At 45.6% G+C, this 20677-nt stretch carries 13 protein-coding genes and 1 pseudogene; 6 read left to right on the forward strand and 8 right to left on the reverse strand.

Features of this window, described 5'->3' with window-relative positions:
- Nucleotides 1-167 precede the first annotated feature (167 nt).
- Nucleotides 168-1379, reverse strand: a complete 1212-nt coding sequence (gene fabB / locus CBX96_RS19065; RefSeq protein WP_181382235.1) for a beta-ketoacyl-ACP synthase I — start codon at nt 1377-1379, stop codon at nt 168-170.
- 138 nt (nt 1380-1517) lie between these two features.
- Here fabB and mnmC point away from each other — a divergent pair, with 138 nt between their 5' ends.
- Together mnmC and CBX96_RS19075 are read left to right on the forward strand one after the other, a co-directional pair.
- The gene (mnmC, locus tag CBX96_RS19070) at nt 1518-3611 is read left to right on the forward strand and encodes an FAD-dependent 5-carboxymethylaminomethyl-2-thiouridine(34) oxidoreductase MnmC (RefSeq protein ID WP_109287732.1); all 2094 of its coding nucleotides are present in this window, start codon (nt 1518-1520) and stop codon (nt 3609-3611) included.
- 230 nt (nt 3612-3841) lie between these two features.
- Nucleotides 3842-5057: pseudogene (locus CBX96_RS19075) on the forward strand (IS3 family transposase).
- A gap of 54 nt (nt 5058-5111) precedes the next feature.
- Here the strand turns inward: CBX96_RS19075 and CBX96_RS19080 are convergent.
- From CBX96_RS19080 to prmB, 6 genes are all read right to left on the reverse strand, one after another.
- Nucleotides 5112-5720 (reverse strand): RNA methyltransferase, encoded by a 609-nt coding sequence (locus tag CBX96_RS19080; RefSeq protein WP_109287733.1) that lies wholly within the window; start codon nt 5718-5720, stop codon nt 5112-5114.
- Between the two features lie 3 nt (nt 5721-5723).
- Nucleotides 5724-6005, reverse strand: a complete 282-nt coding sequence (locus CBX96_RS19085; RefSeq protein WP_023267701.1) for a YfcL family protein — start codon at nt 6003-6005, stop codon at nt 5724-5726.
- A 30-nt stretch (nt 6006-6035) separates the two neighbouring features.
- Nucleotides 6036-7220, reverse strand: coding sequence for an ATP-NAD kinase family protein (locus CBX96_RS19090; RefSeq protein WP_109287734.1), 1185 nt, complete (start codon nt 7218-7220; stop codon nt 6036-6038).
- A 65-nt stretch (nt 7221-7285) separates the two neighbouring features.
- Nucleotides 7286-8455, reverse strand: a complete 1170-nt coding sequence (locus CBX96_RS19095; protein WP_109287735.1) for an MFS transporter — start codon at nt 8453-8455, stop codon at nt 7286-7288.
- Nucleotides 8456-8524: 69 nt separating this feature from the next.
- The gene (aroC, locus tag CBX96_RS19100; RefSeq protein ID WP_109287736.1) at nt 8525-9619 is read right to left on the reverse strand and encodes a chorismate synthase; all 1095 of its coding nucleotides are present in this window, start codon (nt 9617-9619) and stop codon (nt 8525-8527) included.
- Nucleotides 9620-9747: 128 nt separating this feature from the next.
- The gene (gene prmB, locus CBX96_RS19105; protein WP_011716525.1) at nt 9748-10692 is read right to left on the reverse strand and encodes a 50S ribosomal protein L3 N(5)-glutamine methyltransferase; all 945 of its coding nucleotides are present in this window, start codon (nt 10690-10692) and stop codon (nt 9748-9750) included.
- An 80-nt stretch (nt 10693-10772) separates the two neighbouring features.
- Here prmB and smrB point away from each other — a divergent pair, with 80 nt between their 5' ends.
- Nucleotides 10773-11303, forward strand: a complete 531-nt coding sequence (gene smrB / locus CBX96_RS19110; protein ID WP_109287737.1) for an endonuclease SmrB — start codon at nt 10773-10775, stop codon at nt 11301-11303.
- Between the two features lie 65 nt (nt 11304-11368).
- Here smrB and sixA read toward each other — a convergent pair whose 3' ends face one another.
- Nucleotides 11369-11839 (reverse strand): phosphohistidine phosphatase SixA, encoded by a 471-nt coding sequence (gene sixA, locus CBX96_RS19115; RefSeq protein ID WP_011622196.1) that lies wholly within the window; start codon nt 11837-11839, stop codon nt 11369-11371.
- A gap of 169 nt (nt 11840-12008) precedes the next feature.
- Here sixA and CBX96_RS19120 point away from each other — a divergent pair, with 169 nt between their 5' ends.
- From CBX96_RS19120 to CBX96_RS19130, 3 genes are all read left to right on the forward strand, one after another.
- Nucleotides 12009-14798, forward strand: a complete 2790-nt coding sequence (locus tag CBX96_RS19120) for an insulinase family protein (protein ID WP_109287738.1) — start codon at nt 12009-12011, stop codon at nt 14796-14798.
- Nucleotides 14799-15082: 284 nt separating this feature from the next.
- Nucleotides 15083-19369, forward strand: a complete 4287-nt coding sequence (locus CBX96_RS19125) for an EAL domain-containing protein (RefSeq protein ID WP_181382236.1) — start codon at nt 15083-15085, stop codon at nt 19367-19369.
- Between the two features lie 106 nt (nt 19370-19475).
- Nucleotides 19476-20021, forward strand: coding sequence for a hypothetical protein (locus tag CBX96_RS19130; protein WP_181382237.1), 546 nt, complete (start codon nt 19476-19478; stop codon nt 20019-20021).
- Nucleotides 20022-20677 lie beyond the last annotated feature (656 nt).

Raw genomic sequence — 20677 nt, forward strand, 5'->3', positions numbered from 1 at the left:
TCATGTTATTTGCCTCTTTTGACTTCGCTAAAAATCAAAGATGCATTTAACATGGGTAGGTATACAGGCAAAGCCTCAAATGATGATAACCACCTACTGAAGTAGGTGGTTTTGGGCTAAAAATAAAAAAGGAAGCCTAAGCTTCCTTTTTTAACGAAAATAATGGCTTACTTATATTTACGCATCACTAATGTTGCGTTAGTGCCACCAAAACCAAAGCTGTTGCTCATCACAGTGTTCAGCTCAGCATCGCGGTATTCACGCACGATTGGCATGTCTTTCGCGGCTTCATCTAAGTTATCGATGTTGATGCTAGGAGCAATAAAGCTGTTTTCCATCATGATCAAGCTGTAGATGGCTTCGTGTACACCCGCCGCGCCTAAGGCATGGCCAGTCATAGACTTAGTCGATGCAACTGGTGGGCACTTGTCTTTAAAGACTTCACGCAGAGCTTCTAACTCACGCACGTCACCAACTGGGGTAGAAGTACCATGGGTGTTGATGTAATCAATTGGCGTGTCCACATCGGCCAGAGCCATTTGCATACAACGCACTGCACCTTCGCCAGACGGAGCAACCATGTCGTAACCGTCTGATGATGCGCCATAACCAATCACTTCAGCGTAAATCTTCGCGCCACGAGCGAGAGCGTGCTCTAACTCTTCAACAATTAAGATACCGCCGCCGCCAGAGATCACGAAACCATCACGGTCCGCATCATAGGTACGAGAGGCTTTTTCTGGAGTCTCGTTGTATTTAGTCGACAGTGCGCCCATCGCATCGAAGCCCATGGTCAGGGTCCAATCCACTTCTTCTGAACCGCCCGCAAACACCATATCTTGCTTACCCATTTGGATAAGTTCAACGGCGTGACCGATACAGTGAGCACTGGTCGCACAGGCAGAACTGATTGAGTAGTTCATGCCTTTGATTTTGAAGGGGGTAGCCAAACACGCGCTGGCTGTGCTCGACATAATGCGCGGCACGATATAAGGACCGACGCGTTTCACGCCTTTTTCGCGCAGAATATCAGCCGCTTGAACTTGGTTAGAAGACGAAGCGCCGCCTGTGCCCACAATCAAACCTACGCGAGGATCTGAATACTGCTCTTCAGTTAACTGAGCATCCTTAATGGCTTCTTGCATTGCAATGTAAGCATATGCCGCAGCATCGCCCATAAAACGCAGCGCTTTACGGTCAATCAGCTCAGAAGGATCTAATTTGATATTGCCCCATACATGACTGCGTAGTTGCATTTCTTCAAACTGAGCGGAATGTGTAATACCACTACGGCCCGCTTTAAGTGACTCAGTCACTTCTTGCTTGTTATTACCGATACTTGAAACAACACCCATTCCGGTGATCACGACTCTTTTCATTTTATTGCTATCCATTGTGTACATGTCAGTACCTACTTTTTGCTGAGCCAATAGTATCTGTTTTGCTTCAATTAAGTGGTCAGCTTTCCATAAAGGCGGGTAAAATAATGCCTAATATGAGACCGAGAGTATATTTCTTTGACTGCTAAGCCCCAAAAATCTTGCCAATTTAAGCGTGATTACCCGCAATTGATCAACCTTTATCCCCCATGCGCGTTGACTACTGCACAGTCTCTGGACAATTTAACTCGCCTTCGACTCTCTCGCTTAACGACGCCATCGGCTCAACTCGGTCAGGGACTGTGCGTCATGGGGCAATGGGGATTGGGCGATGGACTCGAGCTGCTCTCTCTACTACAACATTGGCAAACGCAGACTCAAAGCAACACACGGCTGTTAGTCAAAGTGTTTGAGCCCAATCCCATTAACGATTACGAACTTAAATTACTTTGGGATCAATCGCAAAGCTTAATTTCCACGCCTCATTTACAACCCATTGCCAATGCCTTACTTAAGGCAAAACCTGCGCGCATTATAGGGTGCCAGAGATTAATTTTTGATGACGGCCGCATCACGGTCGATTTGCATTTTGGCGACCTACACACTGCACTCAGTCAACTGCCCCACAGCGCTGCTCATCCCATTCAGCAATGGCTGGTTTTACCGCATTTGGCGGCGCAGTTTAATGGCAAGCAAGTCTGGCAAATGGCTCGTTTGAGTACCGATGATGCCCTGCTGATTGGGGTCAATTTGGCTGAAACCGTGCAACAGCTTGCCCACAGCAGTGGCTTTAGCACACTTAACGTCAGCCAAGATGCCTTGAATGGTGATGCAAGTGATGCGCTGCCAAGCCATATTATCACCGATGAGATTTTACTCCATGAGCGCAAACTGCTGCGCCAGCAAGCCGATACCGCGCAGGCATTTACCCCAAAACCTGCAGCGCTCGCCACAAAAGAGCACCCTGTTGCCATCGTCGGTGGCGGACTGGCATCGGCGAACCTAATGCTATCCCTTGCCGAACGAGGCCAAAGTAGCACATTGTTTTGTAAGGATAATGAGTTAGGTCAAGGCGCATCCGGCAATCGCCAAGGGGCGATTTACCCCTTACTCACGCCCGAAAATGATGAGCTGAGTCGTTTTTTCCAACAGGCATTTTTGTTCAGCCGCCGCCGTATCGAGGCGCTGAGCCATGCGTCGATGATGGAGACAGACGCCGCCCCTACTATTACCGCGATTTCCCATGACTTTTGTGGGGTACTGCAAACGGGTCATGATGAGCGCAGCCAACAACGGTTGAATAAAATCATCCAGAGTCAGGACTGGCCAGCGGAAATCGCCTACGCCGTGGATGCGAATGAAGCCAACGAGATTGCTCAAATAGGGATTGATAAGGCTGGATTTTTTTATCCCCTCGGGGGCTGGGTATGCCCATTTGAATACGCCAAAGCCGCGGTAGATAAGGCCTCGCAGCTTGCCAATGTGCAGTGCCATTTCAATACCGAGATCACCGAAATTGAGTGTGATGCAAAGGCTTGGTATCTCCACAGTCAAGGCCAACGTTTTGGACCATACAGCCAACTCGTGCTTGCTAATGGCGCGCGGCTCACCCAATTTTCGGCCAGTGAGCGATTACAGATAAGTCCGTTTCGCGGCCAAGTGAGCCACGTCCCCGCCCAATTTAAGCTGAGCCAATTGGCGACAGTGTTATGCGCGAACGGTTACCTCACGCCAAGTCATCAAGGCTTGCATTGCCTCGGCGCCAGTTATGTCAAAGCGGCGGAGCACCTCGATTTTTGCCCGCAAGAGCAACGGGAAAACCTCGGAAAAATGCAAGAAAGCTACCCCAACCAAGCCTGGGTTGACGATATCGACATCAGCGGCAATAGCGCCCGTGTCGGCGTGCGGATGGTGACGCGGGATCATTTCCCTATGATGGGCTGTGCGCCCGATGTGGCTGAAATATTGGCGCGCTATGAACAGCATCAACTCAATCAGCAGCAGGCCGAACAAAGCAAGCATTATTGGCAAACGACCCCGGCACCGATCATCGATGGCCTATATATCCTGGGTGGCTTAGGGTCGCGGGGATTAAGCTCTGGCCCCTTAGCGGCCGAATGTTTGGCGGCACAATTAACCGATGAGCCGCTGCCACTGGATTGGCCAACCTTAAATAAACTCAACCCCAATCGGATGTGGCTACGCAAATTGCTCAAAGGCAAAGCACTTTAGTGAAAGTGAGCACAGTGGTTTAGTGTTTCTGATTAGTTGTTGAATAAAGAAGCTGAGTTGCAGCAATTAAGCGTTATCGCTAAGAGAAAACTAAGCACTCTAATGCTGGTATTTTCTCAAGATAAAAGTGCAAAAACAAAAAAGGATTAAGCCATTGCTTAATCCTTTTTGGAACAGATGACCAGTCCTAAATAGCGTTGACACTTTTCAAACTCATTTTGGAGAGTGTAATGACTTCAACAATTAAACGAACTCAACGCGATTATTCCCTCGCTTTTAAATTGGCGGTTGTCGACCAAGTGGAAAAAGGCGAGCTGACCTATAAGCAGGCTCAAGACAAGTACGGTATTCAAGGTTGTTCTACCGTGCTAGTGTGGTTACGCAAGCATGGCAAACTGGATTGGTCCCAAGGGACACCCTCTACATCAAGGCGAGGACAGTTGATGACTGAACCCACCACGCTCACTCCCGAGCAAAAGATAAAAGCCCTCGAAGCCGAACTCGAAGATACTCGTATGAAAGCTGCGTTCTTCGAAGCCATTGTCGAGAAACTCAGAACAGACTACGGGATATCCGTCGTAAAAAAGCCACGTGCAAAACGCTCCAGGAAAAAACGACCGTAGGTTATCGCGTCACTCAATGCTGCCGCTACCTTGGCATCAGTCGTCAGGCGTATTATCAGCAATGCCAGCGGCAAACAAAATGGGAGCAAAGGGAACGACAGGTGGTGCAAATGGTACAATATGAACGGTTATTTCAACCGCGAGTCGGTACGCGTAAACTGCAGTATTTACTCAACAAAATGCATCAAATAGTGATAGGACGAGACCGGTTATTTCGCTGTCTTAAGGCGCATCGTTTGTTGGTCACGCCTAAGCGGGCGTACCATAAAACGACCCATAGCCATCATCGATTTAGGTGTCATCCCAACTTGCTTAAGCCCAGCGAGCAGCAAGTGGACATCAGCCGCTCAGAGCAAGTCTGGGTGGCGGATATTACCTATCTGCCACTGCAAGATAATGAAGCCTATTTAAGCTTGGTGACCGATGTCTGGTCACGAAAAATTGTGGGTTATCATGTTGATGATAATCTTAAAACAGACGGGGTGCTAACGGCTTACAAACGGGCACTGAGACAGCGACAAGACAAAGATAAACCGCTGATACACCACTCAGACCGTGGAATACAGTACTGCTCAAACGCATATCAAGCGGTTCACGCACAACATGGCGTGACATGCTCAATGACAGACGGATATGACTGCTATCAAAATGCCTTAGCAGAGCGAGTGAATGGCATCTTGAAGCAGGAGTTTTAACACATAAGCCCGCAACGCTGGAGGATGCACGGCAGATGGTGACAGAAGCTGTTGCCATTTATAATCAACGACGGCCCCATTTGGCCTTAAAATACAAAACGCCCGATGAGGTTCATCAGGCGTTTTAGGTGGAAATAAGTGTCAACTTATTTCAGGACGGGACAAGATGCTGATTGTTAAGACTACTTTGAAGGACCAGGTTTAGTCGTTTTTACTCGGGTGCGATTATTATTGTCGCGACTTTTGCGGATCAAGGCATCGCTATCAAACTCAGCTGCATTGGTCGCCTGTTTGCGATAGGCTTTCGCTAACCTATCGTACAGCAGTACATTGACCGACGCAGCCAGATTCATGCAGCCCACCGTAGGCACGTACACCACGGCATCGGCTCTATCGATAATCTCTTGGCCAATGGTGCCATCCTCAGGGCCAAACACATAAAAGGCCTTCTCGGGATGCACAAACTCAGGCAAGGGTGTCGCACCTAGAACTAAATCCACGCACACCAGCTTAGTGTCAGATGGGATCGCATCGAGTAATGAGGCCACCCCAGTTAACGGAATGCGCTCGGCGGCACTCTGCGTATCGGCGTTATATTGCTGCGGCCCACGGGCAGCATACTCATAGCGTTTGCCCGTGTAGAACACCGCATCGACACCATAACAACCCGAAGCACGCATAATGCCACCAACGTTCGTCGGGGTTTTCGGATTGACTAGACCGATATAAACCGCTTGCTTCGCCTCAGGTTTTGCCATGGCATCAACCAAAGTCGTTGTGGATGAACTCATCAATTACGCCGCTAAATGACTAACAATCTTGCCATGCAACTCTGCCCACGCCGCTTCTACCAGCGCGTAATCGGCATCATTTAATTCTTGGCGAGCAAGGGCTAAACATTCAGTCATTTTTTCAAGTAAGGCTTCTAGCGTGCTCTCGCCTTGGTCTTCAAGTTGCGACAACACCACCGCCACATGGCCTTGCAGATAACCGCAGGCAAATAAGGCATCGTCATCACCATGGCTCACAACGGACTCAATCCATTGTGATAATGCATCTTCATACTGCTCTAACATAGGGTAAAACTCTCCAATAACGTATTTCGCCTAAATGGCAGTAGGCCCCTCGGTGCTTGCAATCTCCGAGGAGAATAAATCTGAATAGTCGGGGTTGGCCACCTGATACATCACATAATCATGGTAACCCGTCGTCACTTTGTAATAGCCACAAAGCTCACGATCTAATTGAGGGTCGCCACTATCCACAATTAAGGGGCGTCCTTCAAGTGCTTTTAGCTTAGTTTTTGTGGCAAGGATAATAATATTGTCCTTACCGAGGCGGCGGATAAGCTCTGGCGACAACTGCTGGTTGCCACGACCGAGAATATGCCCCTGCCCGCCAATCAAGGTAATAACCAGTTTTGCCGGCTTGTCTTGGGTAAGCTCGAGTAACTGCTTGGCGGTTAAATCACTCGCCACTAAGGCTTTATCTTGGATAAGATCAACCCCCAACAGGGTGTTATCGAGGCCAAGCTCTTCCATCACAAAGGCGACCGTGCTGCCCGAGCCCATAATGTACAGTTCATCTTCCATCTGCTGGATAACATCGGCGGCAATGTCGGCGAGCACAAGCTCATCGACTTCTTTTCCGCCCATCTTCACCGCTTGCACATAACGGGGTTCTGCAGGCACTAATAGCTCACCAAACCGTTTGGCGCGCACAGTGCCTTGGCGAAAGGCCACTTCATCAATATCCATCACATCGGCGCTCATCAGGCTGACTAATTCACCTTCGAGCAGCATTTTCACCACCATACCCGCAGCATGGGGTGTGATGCCGTAAACGCCCGAATGGATTTTTACCCCAGCAGGAACACCAAGCACGGGTAATTTATCGTCGATAACGGCTTGTTCAAACACGCTATACACATCGCGCGCGGTGCCATCGCCCCCCGCAAACAGTAATAAATCTAACGGTTCATCAAGCAAGGTACGCACAACGGCTTGCGTGTCTATCGCTTGAGTTTTATCCGGAGTTTGATACACGACACGGGTGTTAAAACCTAAGGCGTTGGCGGCATCCTCCCCCATCACACCTGAGGCGGTAATGATTTCGATATCTTTGGCAAAAGGGGCAATCACTTCTAAGGCTTGCATCATGCGTTTTATTGCCTTGGGCTCGGCACCTAAGGCGAGTGCCTGCTCGGCCACGCCATCGCTGCCCTTAAGACCCACACTACCACCTAAACCCGCCAGTGGATTGATGACTAAGCCTAAACGAAACCGGATCACCTTAACCTCTCTTGTTAATTATTCTAGTTTTTACAATGAGTTATTTTTCACAATAAAATATAAGCTTATGCAGCAATCGCTTGCGCCCTATCCTTAGGGATCAAAAATACCGCTAACATGGCCGCAAAGGCACAGGCCGCCGCAAATACCCAAGACCATACAGCGCCGCTACCATCACCCCAGATATAACCGCAAATCCACGTTCCGAGTGCGCCGCCAACCCCAAAGCTTAAGCTGGCATACAGGGCTTGTCCTTGACTGCGATGACTGGCATCAAAATTTCGATGCACAAATTGAATCGAGGCCGCATGGGTCAAACCGAAGGTGAACGCATGCAGCACTTGGCTTAACCCCAGCAATAACATGCTCTCAACACCAAATGCCACCAGCAACCAACGCACGGCGGTCATAGCGATACTGACGACAAGCAAGGTATTGACGCCATAACGTCCAAGCAAGCGAGGCGCAAACATAAACATCACGATTTCGGCCATTGCCCCGAGGGCGACAAAAATCCCCGCGGCCGCTTCGGTGTAACCCGCCTGCTTAAGGTAGAGCACAAAGAAACCGTAAAAAGATCCAGCGCTCATCTGTAATAACATCGCCGACACCATGAACCACAGAATGGGCTTAGTCCATTTAAGCGGTTGTCGCACCTGCCCTTGAGGGCGAACAGCTCGATTCGCAGGCAACGGCAAGGCGCTGACCAGCATCCCTGTAAACAAGGCTAAACCAATATAAGGCAACACCTCGGTACCCCATTGGCCGATGGCAAAACCGGCACCAACCACTAAGCAGATATAGCCAATGCTGCCAAAACTGCGGATTTGTCCATAGCGGCTGGCATTTTCACCTAAGGTTTCGAGGGTGATCACCTCAAGCTGCGCCAAAATCGCGTTCCAGAAGAAGGTATACAGCGCAAGGCTCAGCGCCATATACACAAAGCCACCGTGGTAGAAGAAACTCAAATACGCCAGCATCGCCGCGCCCGCGCCCATCTTCACCAATTCGGAGCGCATGCCGGTGCGATCGGCCACCTTAGCCCACACATTAGGTGCCACGATACGGGTCGCCATTAAAATCGCCAGCAAAAAACCGATTTCTTGAGGGTTAAATCCACGGTTTTCGAAGAAGACCCCAAGGTAAGGGATCATAGTGCCGAGAATTGAAAAGAAGAAAAAATAACAGGCACATAGCCAGCGTAACTGCTGGCTTGTGCTAGAGATTGTTGGCATTAACGCATTCCATTTATTACACAGCCGCTATGCATATTTATTCCATGCAGACTGTCTCATTCATCGCGCCTATCTCATGCCGAGAATCGGTGTATGACTGCGAACATCCTGATTTTGAGCTCTGTGTCTTAACAGATGATCCATCAACACAATCGCCAGCATAGCTTCGGCGATCGGTACCGCGCGGATCCCGACACAGGGGTCGTGACGACCTTTAGTCACCACTTCCGCCATTTCCCCTTGGGCCGTCATGCTTTGGCCCGGCACACTGATACTCGAGGTCGGTTTTAATGCAATATGGGCGACGATGGGTTGACCCGATGAAATGCCGCCAAGTATGCCACCGGCATGATTTGATTCAAAACCCAGCGGCGACATTAAATCGCGCCCTTCCGAGCCCTTTTGCGTCACAACGCCAAAACCATCACCGATTTCAACGCCTTTTACCGCGTTTATGCCCATTAAGGCATGGGCGATGTCGGCATCTAGCCTATCGAACACGGGTTCGCCCAGTCCAACGGGAACGCCAGTCGCCACTACAGAGATTTTGGCCCCTATCGAATCACCGGATTTTTTCAGCTCGCGCATATATTCATCAAGCGCCTCGAGCTTACTCGCATCGGGGAAGAAAAAGGCATTCTGCTCGATTTGACTAAAATCGAGGGTCTCGGCACTAATCGGCCCAAGTTGAGACATATAGCCTTGAATATTAATGCCATGCACTTGTTTTAAATACTTTTTCGCCACAGCACCCGCAGCGACCCGCATAGCAGTTTCGCGGGCCGATGAGCGGCCACCACCACGGTAATCACGCAGGCCATACTTTTGCTGATAGGTGTAATCGGCGTGTCCTGGGCGGAATAAATCTTTGATATTAGAGTAATCTTGGCTGCGCTGATCGGTGTTTTCGATCAGAAGCCCAATGGAGGTGCCTGTGGTTTTGCCTTCAAACACACCGGATAAGATCCGTACTTCATCAGGCTCACGGCGCGCGGTGGTATAACGGGATGTGCCAGGACGACGGCGGTCTAAATCATGCTGCATATCGGCTTCGGTGAGTTCGAGCCCTGGTGGGCAACCATCAATAATACAACCGAGCGCCACACCGTGACTTTCACCGAAGGTAGTCACCACAAAATTTTGACCAATACTGTTTCCAGACATCCGCTTTTTACACCTTAAATGATTTGCTTATCGCTCCGCGCCCAGCAATGGCTGGACAATTCTTTTTCCCGCTGCAAGCCTAACTGGCAGCGGGAAAAGACTCAACCTAATTTATGTGCTTATTGTGATTATTGCGCGTCGCGATAAATAGCAAAAAGCGATTGATGTTCGACCAGTTGATCACGAGTCAGCACAAACACACCGTCACCGCCGTGTTCAAAACTAACCCAAGTAAAAGGCACTTCAGGGAATTGCTCCATCAGATGCACCATAGAGTTACCCACCTCAACCACTAAAATTCCCGTTGGTGTCAGGTATTGGGCTGCATTCGCTAAAATACGTTTGGTTAAATCGAGGCCGTCACGACCCGAAGCTAAACCAATCGCAGGCTCATGGTGGTATTCATCTGGCATATCGCCGATATCTTCTTCATCCACATAGGGCGGATTAGAGACAATCAAATCATATTGTGGACCTTCAGGAATGGCTGAAAACAGATCCGATTGCATCGGGAAAACTCTGTCCATCACGCCTAAGGTTTCAACGTTGATTTGCGCCACATCGAGGGCATCTTCACTGATATCCAGCGCATCAACCTCGGCCTCATCAAATTCGTAAGCACAGGCAATCGCGATACAACCACTGCCAGTACATAAATCTAAAATACGATTAACGGGTTTGCCGTATAACCAAGGGCCAAAGCGATTGGCAATCATCTCTGCGATAGGTGAACGTGGTACCAATACGCGCTCATCCACATAGAACTCAAGCCCTGCAAAGCGCGCTTTATTAGTTAAATAAGGCACTGGCAAACGTTCACGTACGCGGCGAATGATCAGCTCAACGATTTTGTGTTTTTCGCTGCTGGTTAAGTTACTTAAAATCACCTGTTGGCCGATTTCTTCGGGCAAGTGCAGCGCATGAAACACTAAGGCGATAGCCTCATCCCACGCGTTATCCGTCCCGTGGCCATAGTACACATTGGCATCATTAAAGCGGCTCACCGCCCAACGCAACATGTCACCTATGGTGCGTAACTCTGTCACAGCTTCATCTACAAAGATCTTATCCAAAACGCTCTCCCGCTTGTTTGTTCGCAAACATTGTAACTGAACTCTATTCAGAAACCATAGGATTCAATAGAATACCCGCCATGAATAATGACGATGATAAAGAAGGCATGGCGATGTTTTCAGCGCTGATCGAGGGGATAAAACCTATCGCCCAAGATAAGCGGCATTTTCGCACGCCCCTAAAAACCAAACAGGAAATTGAACTGAAAGAGCAGCAACTGCATTCTAACAGTTATTTCTCAGATACTTATCAACCTCTGCTGCCCGTTCAGGGGCCAATGCGTTGGCTCGATGAGGGTGTCGATAGTCTCGAGCTTAAACGCTTAAGACGCGGCGATTACCAACCGGATTTATTGCTGGACTTACACGGTTACCGTCAATCCGAGGCTAAACTCGAACTCGCGGCGCTGATCCAAGCCTGCGTAAAACAGCAAAGCCAATGTTGTTGTGTGATGCACGGTTACGGCACTGGCATACTAAAACAACAGGTGCCTATGTGGTTGGTGCAACATCCGATGGTAAAAGCGTTTCATCAGGCCCCCAAGGAATGGGGTGGCGATGCGGCGCTGCTGGTGCTTATTGATATTGGCGACCAACCACATCGACGTTAATGGACGTATTTATCCTCTAAAAACAAAGGGCCCACTAATGTGAGCCCTTTGTTTTATCGAATGAATTAACTAATGCTGTGGGGCGCATGTTGCCAAACAATGCTGGCCTGCTCGGCATGTTTATCTATCAGAGTAATTCCTGAGGTGGCAAACAAGGGCGGCTCAACACCCGCGACTAGCTCGCTGACCAAATAGCCCAAGAGTGGCATATGGGAAATCACCAACACTTTATCGGCCTTGTACAATTCGGCATAGGCAACAATTAAAGCGGCTACATTGGCAGGATCGCCTGACGGCACTAAATCATCCACGACCAGCCATTTGCGAGGCTCGGGGAAATGTTGACTCAATTCTTGCCAGGTTTGCTGCGCACGTAAATAAGGGCTGACCAAAACAAGATCAAAATCGCTGACACTTCTGGCTAACCAGTTACTCATTAAGACAGTATGGTGTCTTCCTAAATCGGTAAGCGTTCTGTCCCTATCCGACTGAGCATTAAATCCAGCGTCACCATGTCGCATCAAAAATAGCTGCATACTTCTCTCGCTACCCACACTTGTTTTTGTTTTATCCCAATTGTAGCCCTAAAATGGATTTCAACAAACCTTGTAAGGGTTAATCTTTAGTCGATAAACACAAGAGATATTTGCCAAAAACCATTAAGACTATCAATATATAACAAGCCATCGTTACCGGAGTGTCTCTTTGCAAGCCTCTCAGTCTATTTACAAAAGTCCAAACGATCATCGTCAGTACCGTTATCTCGTGTTAGATAATGCCCTCAGGGTATTATTGGTCGAAGATTTGGACGCCAGCCAAGCCGCCGCTTCCATGGCGGTGGCCGTAGGACATTTTGATGATCCTGTGGATAGACCCGGTATGGCACATTTTTTAGAACATATGCTCTTTTTAGGCACGGAAAAATTCCCCGACTCCGGCGAGTATCATGCCTTTATCAATCAGCACGGCGGCAGTAATAATGCGTGGACCGGCACAGAGCACACGAATTTCTTTTTTACCATCAACGCCGACGTGTTTGCCGACTCCCTAGACAGATTTAGCCAATTCTTTATCGCCCCCAAGTTTGACCTCGACCTAGTCGATAGGGAGCGCCAAGCGATTGAATCTGAATTTAGTTTAAAGCTGAAGGACGATATCCGCCGCACCTATCAAGTGCTTAAAGAAACCGTCAATCAACAGCATCCGTTTTCGAAATTTTCTGTCGGCAATTTAGTCACCCTTGGCGGAGAACAGGCGCAGGTCAGAAGCGAGCTATTGGCGTTTTATCAAAGCCATTACAGTGCCAATTTAATGACGCTCTGTTTAGTCGCCCCGATGCCGTTAGATGAGCTTCAGGCGCTGGCGGTCGAATATTTCAGTGCGGTCCGCAACTTAAACTTAGTCAAACAGTATCCTGATGTGCCGTTGTTTTCAGAAAATGAACTGCTTAAGCAAATCAATATTGTCCCCTTAAAGGAACAAAAGCGTTTAAGTATCAGTTTTAACTTCCCTGGCATCGACCACTACTACAAACGCAAGCCGCTGACCTACATTAGCCATATCCTGGGTAATGAGAGTAAGGGCAGCCTGCTGTCGTATCTTAAAGAACAGGGGTTAGTGAATAATCTCTCCGCAGGTGGCGGAGTCAATGGCTATAACTTCAAGGACTACAGCATAGGTCTGCAACTGACCGACAAAGGCGTGGCCAATATTGACGATATTGTGTGCTGCTGCTTTGAGTATATCGAGCTGATAAAAACCCAAGGCCTTGAGGATTGGCGCTATCTAGAACGAGCGAATCTGCTCAAGATGGCATTTCGCTATCAGGAGCAGGTGAAATCCCTCGATTTAGCCAGCCACTTAAGCATCAACATGCACCACTACGAAGTGGAAGACTTAGTCTTTGGTGACTATCGCATGGATGGCTTAGATATTAGCGAAACCCTTGAGCTATTGAGCTTAATGACGCCGCAAAATATGCGCTTGCAACTCATCGCACAGTCCGTAAAGACTGACCGCAAAGCCAATTGGTACCATACGCCATATCAGGTCTTACCGATAAAACCCGAATCCCTTGCCCGTTGGCAAGTGACACAAATTCGCCCTGAGTTGCAATTGCCCGCAGCCAATCCCTTTATCGTGGCTGACTCCATTGCGCGCCCCGATAAAAGTGAAGTCGCCGTGCCTGTGATTGTCGCTGAATCAACGGGATACCGGATTTGGCATAAAAAAGACGATGAGTTTAATGTCCCGAAAGGCCATATGTATCTATCGCTTGATTCGGAACAGGCGAGTAAAACCCCAAAACATGCTGCCCTCACCCGCTTATACGTTGAGATGTTGCTCGATTACTTGACTGAGCCGACTTACCAAGCGGAAGTCGCTGGACTTAGTTATAACATTTACCCTCATCAGGGCGGGATCACACTGCATCTATCTGGCTTTACGGGTAATCAAGAAACGCTGTTAGCCCTGCTGATCCAAAAGGCGAGAGAACGTAATTTCACCGAAGAACGGTTTGCGTTAATTAAATCTCAGCTGCTGCGTAGCTGGCAAAACCTAGCGCAAGCCAAACCGATTTCGCAACTATTCACGAGCTTGACTGCCACACTGCAAAAACGCAGCTACGAGCCTGCTCGCATGGCGCAGATGCTTGAAAATATCACCTTAAATGATCTGCATAACCATGTACGCGCCTTTTACGAAAAGATTTACCTTGAAGGGCTGATTTACGGCGATTGGCTAGTGTCAGAGGCGCAAGCCTTAGGAAAACGACTGGAGCATATCTTGTCCCTCGTCTCTAGCCCAAGCGCAGAGTCGACCCGTGAATTAATCAACTTAACCGGGCAAGGCACTCTCCTTCGGGAATTGTCGATAGACCATCAAGACAGTGCGATTATTGTTTATTATCAATCAGCTATAGCAACACCTGAAAAAATGGCGCTGTTTAGCTTACTCAACCACACTATGTCTTCGACCTTCTTCCATGAGTTACGTACCGAAAAACAATTGGGCTACATGGTCGGCACAGGTTATCTGCCACTCAATCGCCATCCGGGACTCATTTTCTATATTCAATCCCCGACAACGGGACCGCTGCATTTATTAGAGGCAATCGATGAATTTATCGCGGACTTTAATTATGCAGTGATGCAAATTACCAATGAAGAATGGGAAAGCACTAAACAGGGACTCATCAATCAAGTGATGGAACATGATGCTAACCTAAAAACCCGTGGTCAGCGTTATTGGGTGAGCGTGGGCAACCGTGATTATCAGTTTAATCAGCGTGAATTAGTGGTCGCAGAAATCAACAAACTCACTCGCCCAGATCTTATTAAGTTTATGATGCGAAAAATGCGCACTAAGCATAGCGATAGACTGGTGCTTTTTAGCACAGGTTCTGCCCATGCGGCCCAGTCAGCGCTCAAATCAGAGAATATGATTACCGATCTTAAACTCTTTAAACAAAACACTGAAAAGTTCAATTTTTAGGCTGCAATCTCAAAACAGATCATGAATTGAGAATTTGAACTAAACAAACAAAAGCGCTGTGTTACGGGTTTTACCTAGTCGTATCTCTTGTCTTTGTATAAAAATTTGATGCAAAAAGCGGTCAATCCTCTTGATAGATGAAAAAGGATGCAAAATCCAACGCCATCTATCTGCAATCAAAAGGATTTTTTACATTCTCACTTTTGACAAAAGCAAGTATTTCTGGAAAAGTGATGTAACACAATTGTTTCATGGCATCCTCGGACAATACTAAGAACAACACTATGCCGAAAATACTCTTAAAAATCGTCTTAATCGCTTTTTTTGGCATTCATGCATTAGAAGACGTAAACGCATCTCCATTTTCAAATAAATCACCTATTATTCTCCAATCACAATCGTTTGGTGTACCTGAAGGGCTTTCCCAAAGTACAGTCACGTCCATTGTTACGGATAATGACGGATACATTTGGATTGGTACACTTAATGGACTCAACAGATTCGATGGCAAAGAGTTTAAACATTATTACGCTGACGAAAGCACTTCTGGATTGCCCAGTTCCTTTATTAGAAGCCTACTAATTACTGAAGACGGTAAACTACTTGTCGGTACAGACAAGGGACTTGTTATATATGATAAATATGATGAATCACTTAAAAGTGTGAATATAAAAAATGAACATTTGAATGGTGAAATATGGAGTTTATCGAACAATGATTTTACTAAAGAAGTTTTAGTAGGAACAAATAAGGGTATACTTAGCCTTAACTTAAACAATCAAAAAATAAGTTCAGAATTCATCCAGAATGAATATTTTGAAGTAAAGAAGAGCTTAAACATTGGAAAAAAAATATTCATAAAAAGTTATAATGGTAACCTATATGAAATTAATAATGGCAGTAAGATAAAGATCATTGACAACGTACTCGACATAGAAAAGTATAACAATACTCTGTATGTATCAACAAGTAATGGACTCTATAGCCATAATGACAGTGGAACAATAAAGCTATCAAACAATAAATATACATTTTTAAGTCACAGTGAAAGTGAGCTTTTGGGAGTAGAAGAAAACAAAATATACTCACTTAATAACGACCCGCGCCTGATCGGCACGCTAAGTGAGGGAAAAAGTAAAAGCAATAAAACATACTTATTAGCAACAAAAGATTATCTAGCTATAGGTATGAATAATCAAGGATTTGAAGTAGTAAGGAAGTCAAAGAACCTTATACTAAGTACAAATTTAATAAAAGATAATGTTTGGCACATTAGCAAGACCTTTGATGGCAACATACTAGTTTCATCCGACGATAGCATTCTTCGATGTTATGACACTAAACTTAACTTAATACAAACTTACCAAACAGGCATTATTGGTTATAAAAATGCAGTAATGACCAAAAGTGGAATTTATATTGGAAGTGAAACTGGAATAATTTTTTTAAATAAAGATGGTATTATAAGTAACATACTAGAAAACGAGCAAGTTACAACCATTGAGGTGATTAATAAGGAACAAGATATTATCGCTGGAACCACCTCTGGCAAGGCTATAATCATAAAAAACAATCTTGTCAACAAAACAATCACAACAAATAAAAGTGACCCCATATTCGAGACACTTTACATATCAGACTCTGACATATATTTAGCAAGCCAGAATGGTTTATATCATTACGTCGATGGTATTTTCAATAAGTTATCAGAAGAATTAACCTACAGCATTTCAAAATTTGAAGATAAAATTATATTTGGAACTGCAACATCAATAATGGAGTATGACCCCAACAGCAAAAAAGTAGAAAAAATATTCTCTGACAACAAAGAAATTTACTCCATATTAACCTTGGATGGTAATATTTTTGCATCATCCCTAGGTCAAATAGTTTTAATTGAAGGCGACAGTAGCTACATTCTTTCAACTAACAATGGCAGTCAATATGAATATAATACCAGAAGTGGTGTTGTTATCGATAACGACAATATTTTCTTCGGCGGTATTGATGGATTAAGTTTAATATCTAAAGATATAGTTGTTGAACATATAAAAAAATCCTCTCCTCCTGAGACGCTCATCTCTGGATTACGTGTTTTTAACTCTATAATAGAGGGTGACGGAGAGTATTTCACCGGTTCAATAAGCAAATCAGAAAGTATAAAGCTGAAATACTCAGATTACCCATTCACACTTACGTTTAACTCACCAACATCAGAGTCATCTTCTACGTCTTATTATTACAAAATGGCTGGTCTATCCGACGAATGGATTGCCTCAAATAAAATAAATTCAGCAACCTATACGAATCTATCTCCCGGCGAGTATTTTTTCAAAGTGTATGCGGTTGATTTGTTGACACAAAAAAATGGTCCCGTAAAAAATTTAAGAGTTATAGTTACACCGCCTTGGTGGTTGTCGAATTTAGCAAAATCACTTTATTTAATTATTGTAATTTTTATACTACTTGGAATTACAAAATCAATCCTACGTAAACGTGAGGTTCAACGTCAAATTGCATTAAGCGAAGAACGTCTAAAGCTTTCTTTATGGGGAAGTGGCGATGAGATGTGGGACTGGGATATTGAGACCGGCAATATTTTCCGTTCGAATATTTGGGGGGCATTGGAATTCCCGAGAGATGGTCACCGTTCTGGCAACAGTGATGAAGAAAGTAATATTCATCCCATGGATCAAGAGCGTGTAAGAGAAGCGCTCAATAAACACTTCTACGGTGAAACCGATCATTTTGAAGCAGCATATAGAGTTAAAGGCAAAGATGATAGTTGGATCTGGATCCTAGACCGAGCTAAAATCGTAGAAAGAGACGATAAAGACAATGCGCTACGGATGACGGGGACAATTAAAAACATCAGCCAGTTCAAGCAAAAGGAAGAACAATTAAAACTGTTCGAAAAGGCCATTGAAAATATTTCCGAAGGTATGTTTATTCTCGACAGTGAATATCGATTTGTTGAGGTGAACGAAGCGTGTTGTAGAATTTCTCAGCGTAATCGAACTGATTTTATTGGAAATCTGCTTACCTTTGATTTGTATCCGGAGTCCTTTACTAATCAAATTCGTACCATGTTAAAACAACAAGGTCGTTGGGCCAGCGAAGTTGAAGCAAGCCGTGGTGACAAGAGCCATTTCCATATGGAACTCACAATTGATGCCATTTACGATGAATTAGGTGAGTTATCGCATTACGTTGGAGTATTTTCTGATATATCGAGACGTAAACAGCAAGAAGAAGAGCTTCGTAAACTCACCAACAATGACCTATTAACGGGGCTGCCCAATCGCTCAAACTTGCAAGTCACCTTAGGAAACTTAGTTAATAAAGAAATTACCCATGCCTTAATGGTACTCGATCTCGACAATTTTAAGCGTATCAATGACTCCTTAGGCCACCAAATTGGCGATCAGTTACTCAAACTCGTGTCCGTCAGAATTAAGTCTGTTGTTCCTAAAAACACCAGCATCTATCGCCTAGGTGGCGATGAGTTTGCAATTGTACTCGATAAAACATCTGACATTAGCGCCTGTGCAGCGATTGCAGGACGTGTCATTGAAGCCTTTAAAACCATGTTTGAAATCGACCATGAGCAGCTGGTTTTGGGCGTGAGTATTGGTATTGTTTTCTACCCTGAAGATGAACAGAGTGAGCAAGCACTACTGAGAAAAGCGGATATTGCCATGTATCATGCTAAATCTGCTGGCGGTAATTGTTACCAATTCTACTCAGAATCCCTTAACCAACATGCGATTAAACAATTAGAAATTGAAAACCTAATTCGTGAAGGATTAAAAGAAGATTTATTCGAGGTGTATTATCAACCCAAAGTCGATCTTAAAAGTGGTCATGTCGCGGGGATGGAAGCCTTAGTCCGTTTAAATCATCCCACGCGTGGATTAGTCCCACCAAATGATTTTATTCCTCTTGCAGAAGAAAATGGTCTCATTATCGAAATCGGTGAAATTGTGCTGAGAAAAGCCTGTTTTGCTGCGCAGAAATGGCGTGAACAAGGGCTCTTTAAAGGAAGAGTCGCCGTCAATTTATCGTCGCGTCAGTTTGCCCTACCCGATCTACAGCAAAGAATAGAATCTATTTTGCGCTTGACACAATTACCAGCCTCCCACTTGGAACTTGAAATCACCGAGGGGACGGTTATTAAGCAGCCAGAGATGGCCATAACTGTTATGCAGCAATTAGCGAAGATGGGGGTTAGTCTAGCGTTAGATGATTTCGGTACGGGTTATTCCTCACTGTCTTACTTAAAACGATTCCCTATTCATACGCTTAAAATCGATAAAGCCTTTGTCGATGATATTGATAAATCAGACCGAGATTTGAAGATGGTCGATTCGATCATTACCATCGCACACAATATGGGTCTGTCGGTTGTCGGTGAAGGTGTTGAACAAGCCGCGCAGCTAAATATCCTACGAGCCCTTAATTGCGAAGAAATACAAGGTTATATCTTTAGCAAAGCGATAAATGAAACCGAATTTACTCAGTTGCTGCAAGATGATCGCAGTAAATTAATGCCTCACCACAACATTATCTGATCATTACATTATCTCTCAATCGGTAGTTTGAAACATTGGCACAACATCTGCATTCAGCTGTTCAGTGTCAAAAAATAAAACATTATCAACTACCCTGAGAGATAAAATGATGAAAGGAATTCTAACTGCTGCAGCATTACTGTCTACTATCGGCTTTGTAACAACCACATCAGCCATTGAAACAACTGTAGAGAATAACCTCTCTCAAACTGTTGTTTCATCCGAAGCGACTAAAGTAGTTAATCAAGAAGTGGCTGGTTCTCCATATGTAAAGTTTAAACCCCTTGAAGTCGCGGGTTCTCCATATGTGAAGTTCAAACCCCTTGAAGTCGCGGGTTCTCCATATGTGAAATTCAAGCCCCTTGAAGTCGCGGGTTCTCCATATGTGAAATTCAAGCCCCTTGAAGTCGCGGGTTCTCCATATGTGAAATTCAAGCACCTTGAAGTCGCGGGTTCTCCATATGTGAAATTCAAGCCCCTTGAAGTCGCGGGTTCTCCATATGTGAAATTCAAATCCCTTGAAGTCGCGGGTTCTCCATATGTGAAATTCAAGCCCCTTGAAGTCGCGGGTTCTCCATATGTGAAATTCAAATCCCTTGAAGTCGCGGGTTCTCCATATGTGAAATTCAAACCACTAGAACAAGTCGCATAACTTTAATCAGGTGAAGGAGAGTGTCTATGTTAAATTCAATCAAAAAAGCACTTGGTTTCGCAAAGCCTGTTCGTAAAAAAGTGAAATTACCAGAAGGCTTAAACCACCTTGAAGTGATCCCTGCAAAGGGTTGGTGGAATTAATTCCACTTTAAGCGGAAATATGCCGTTTACAGAGCCTAGAGCCATTTTGCTAGCGCGCGGCCTAGGCCAATAAAAAAGGAGCTTAATGCTCCTTTTTTATTGGCCACATTTACGAAAAACCATATACATTAAGCGGTTAATCTAACGTCAGAAGTCTGGCGCATTCTGCTTAACGCAATACGTTTGTGGGAAGAAAACAGTGGAAACGCTAAAGGACCCAGTATAAATCCCATTACAGCCCAGTAGCTTACCGATAGTCCTGCTCTAAAAGCCGCAACACCAAAACACCAGGAACAACCCACAGACAAGGCGACAACGATATAAAACATGAATCCCACAGCAACCTCTTTATCGGCTAAGTCATGATAGTGCAAGTCAAAAAATAGCAGTTCTCAATACAAATAAACTCTAAGCAAGACTACTTATCTGCACTAATCAACATCTACATACACGGCGTCACGGCACAACTGCCGTAAATAGGCACGCCATAATACAAGATCCCCCTGACAAATG

This window comes from Shewanella sp. BC20 (genome assembly GCF_003129585.1).
GTDB classification, from domain to species: domain Bacteria; phylum Pseudomonadota; class Gammaproteobacteria; order Enterobacterales; family Shewanellaceae; genus Shewanella; species Shewanella seohaensis.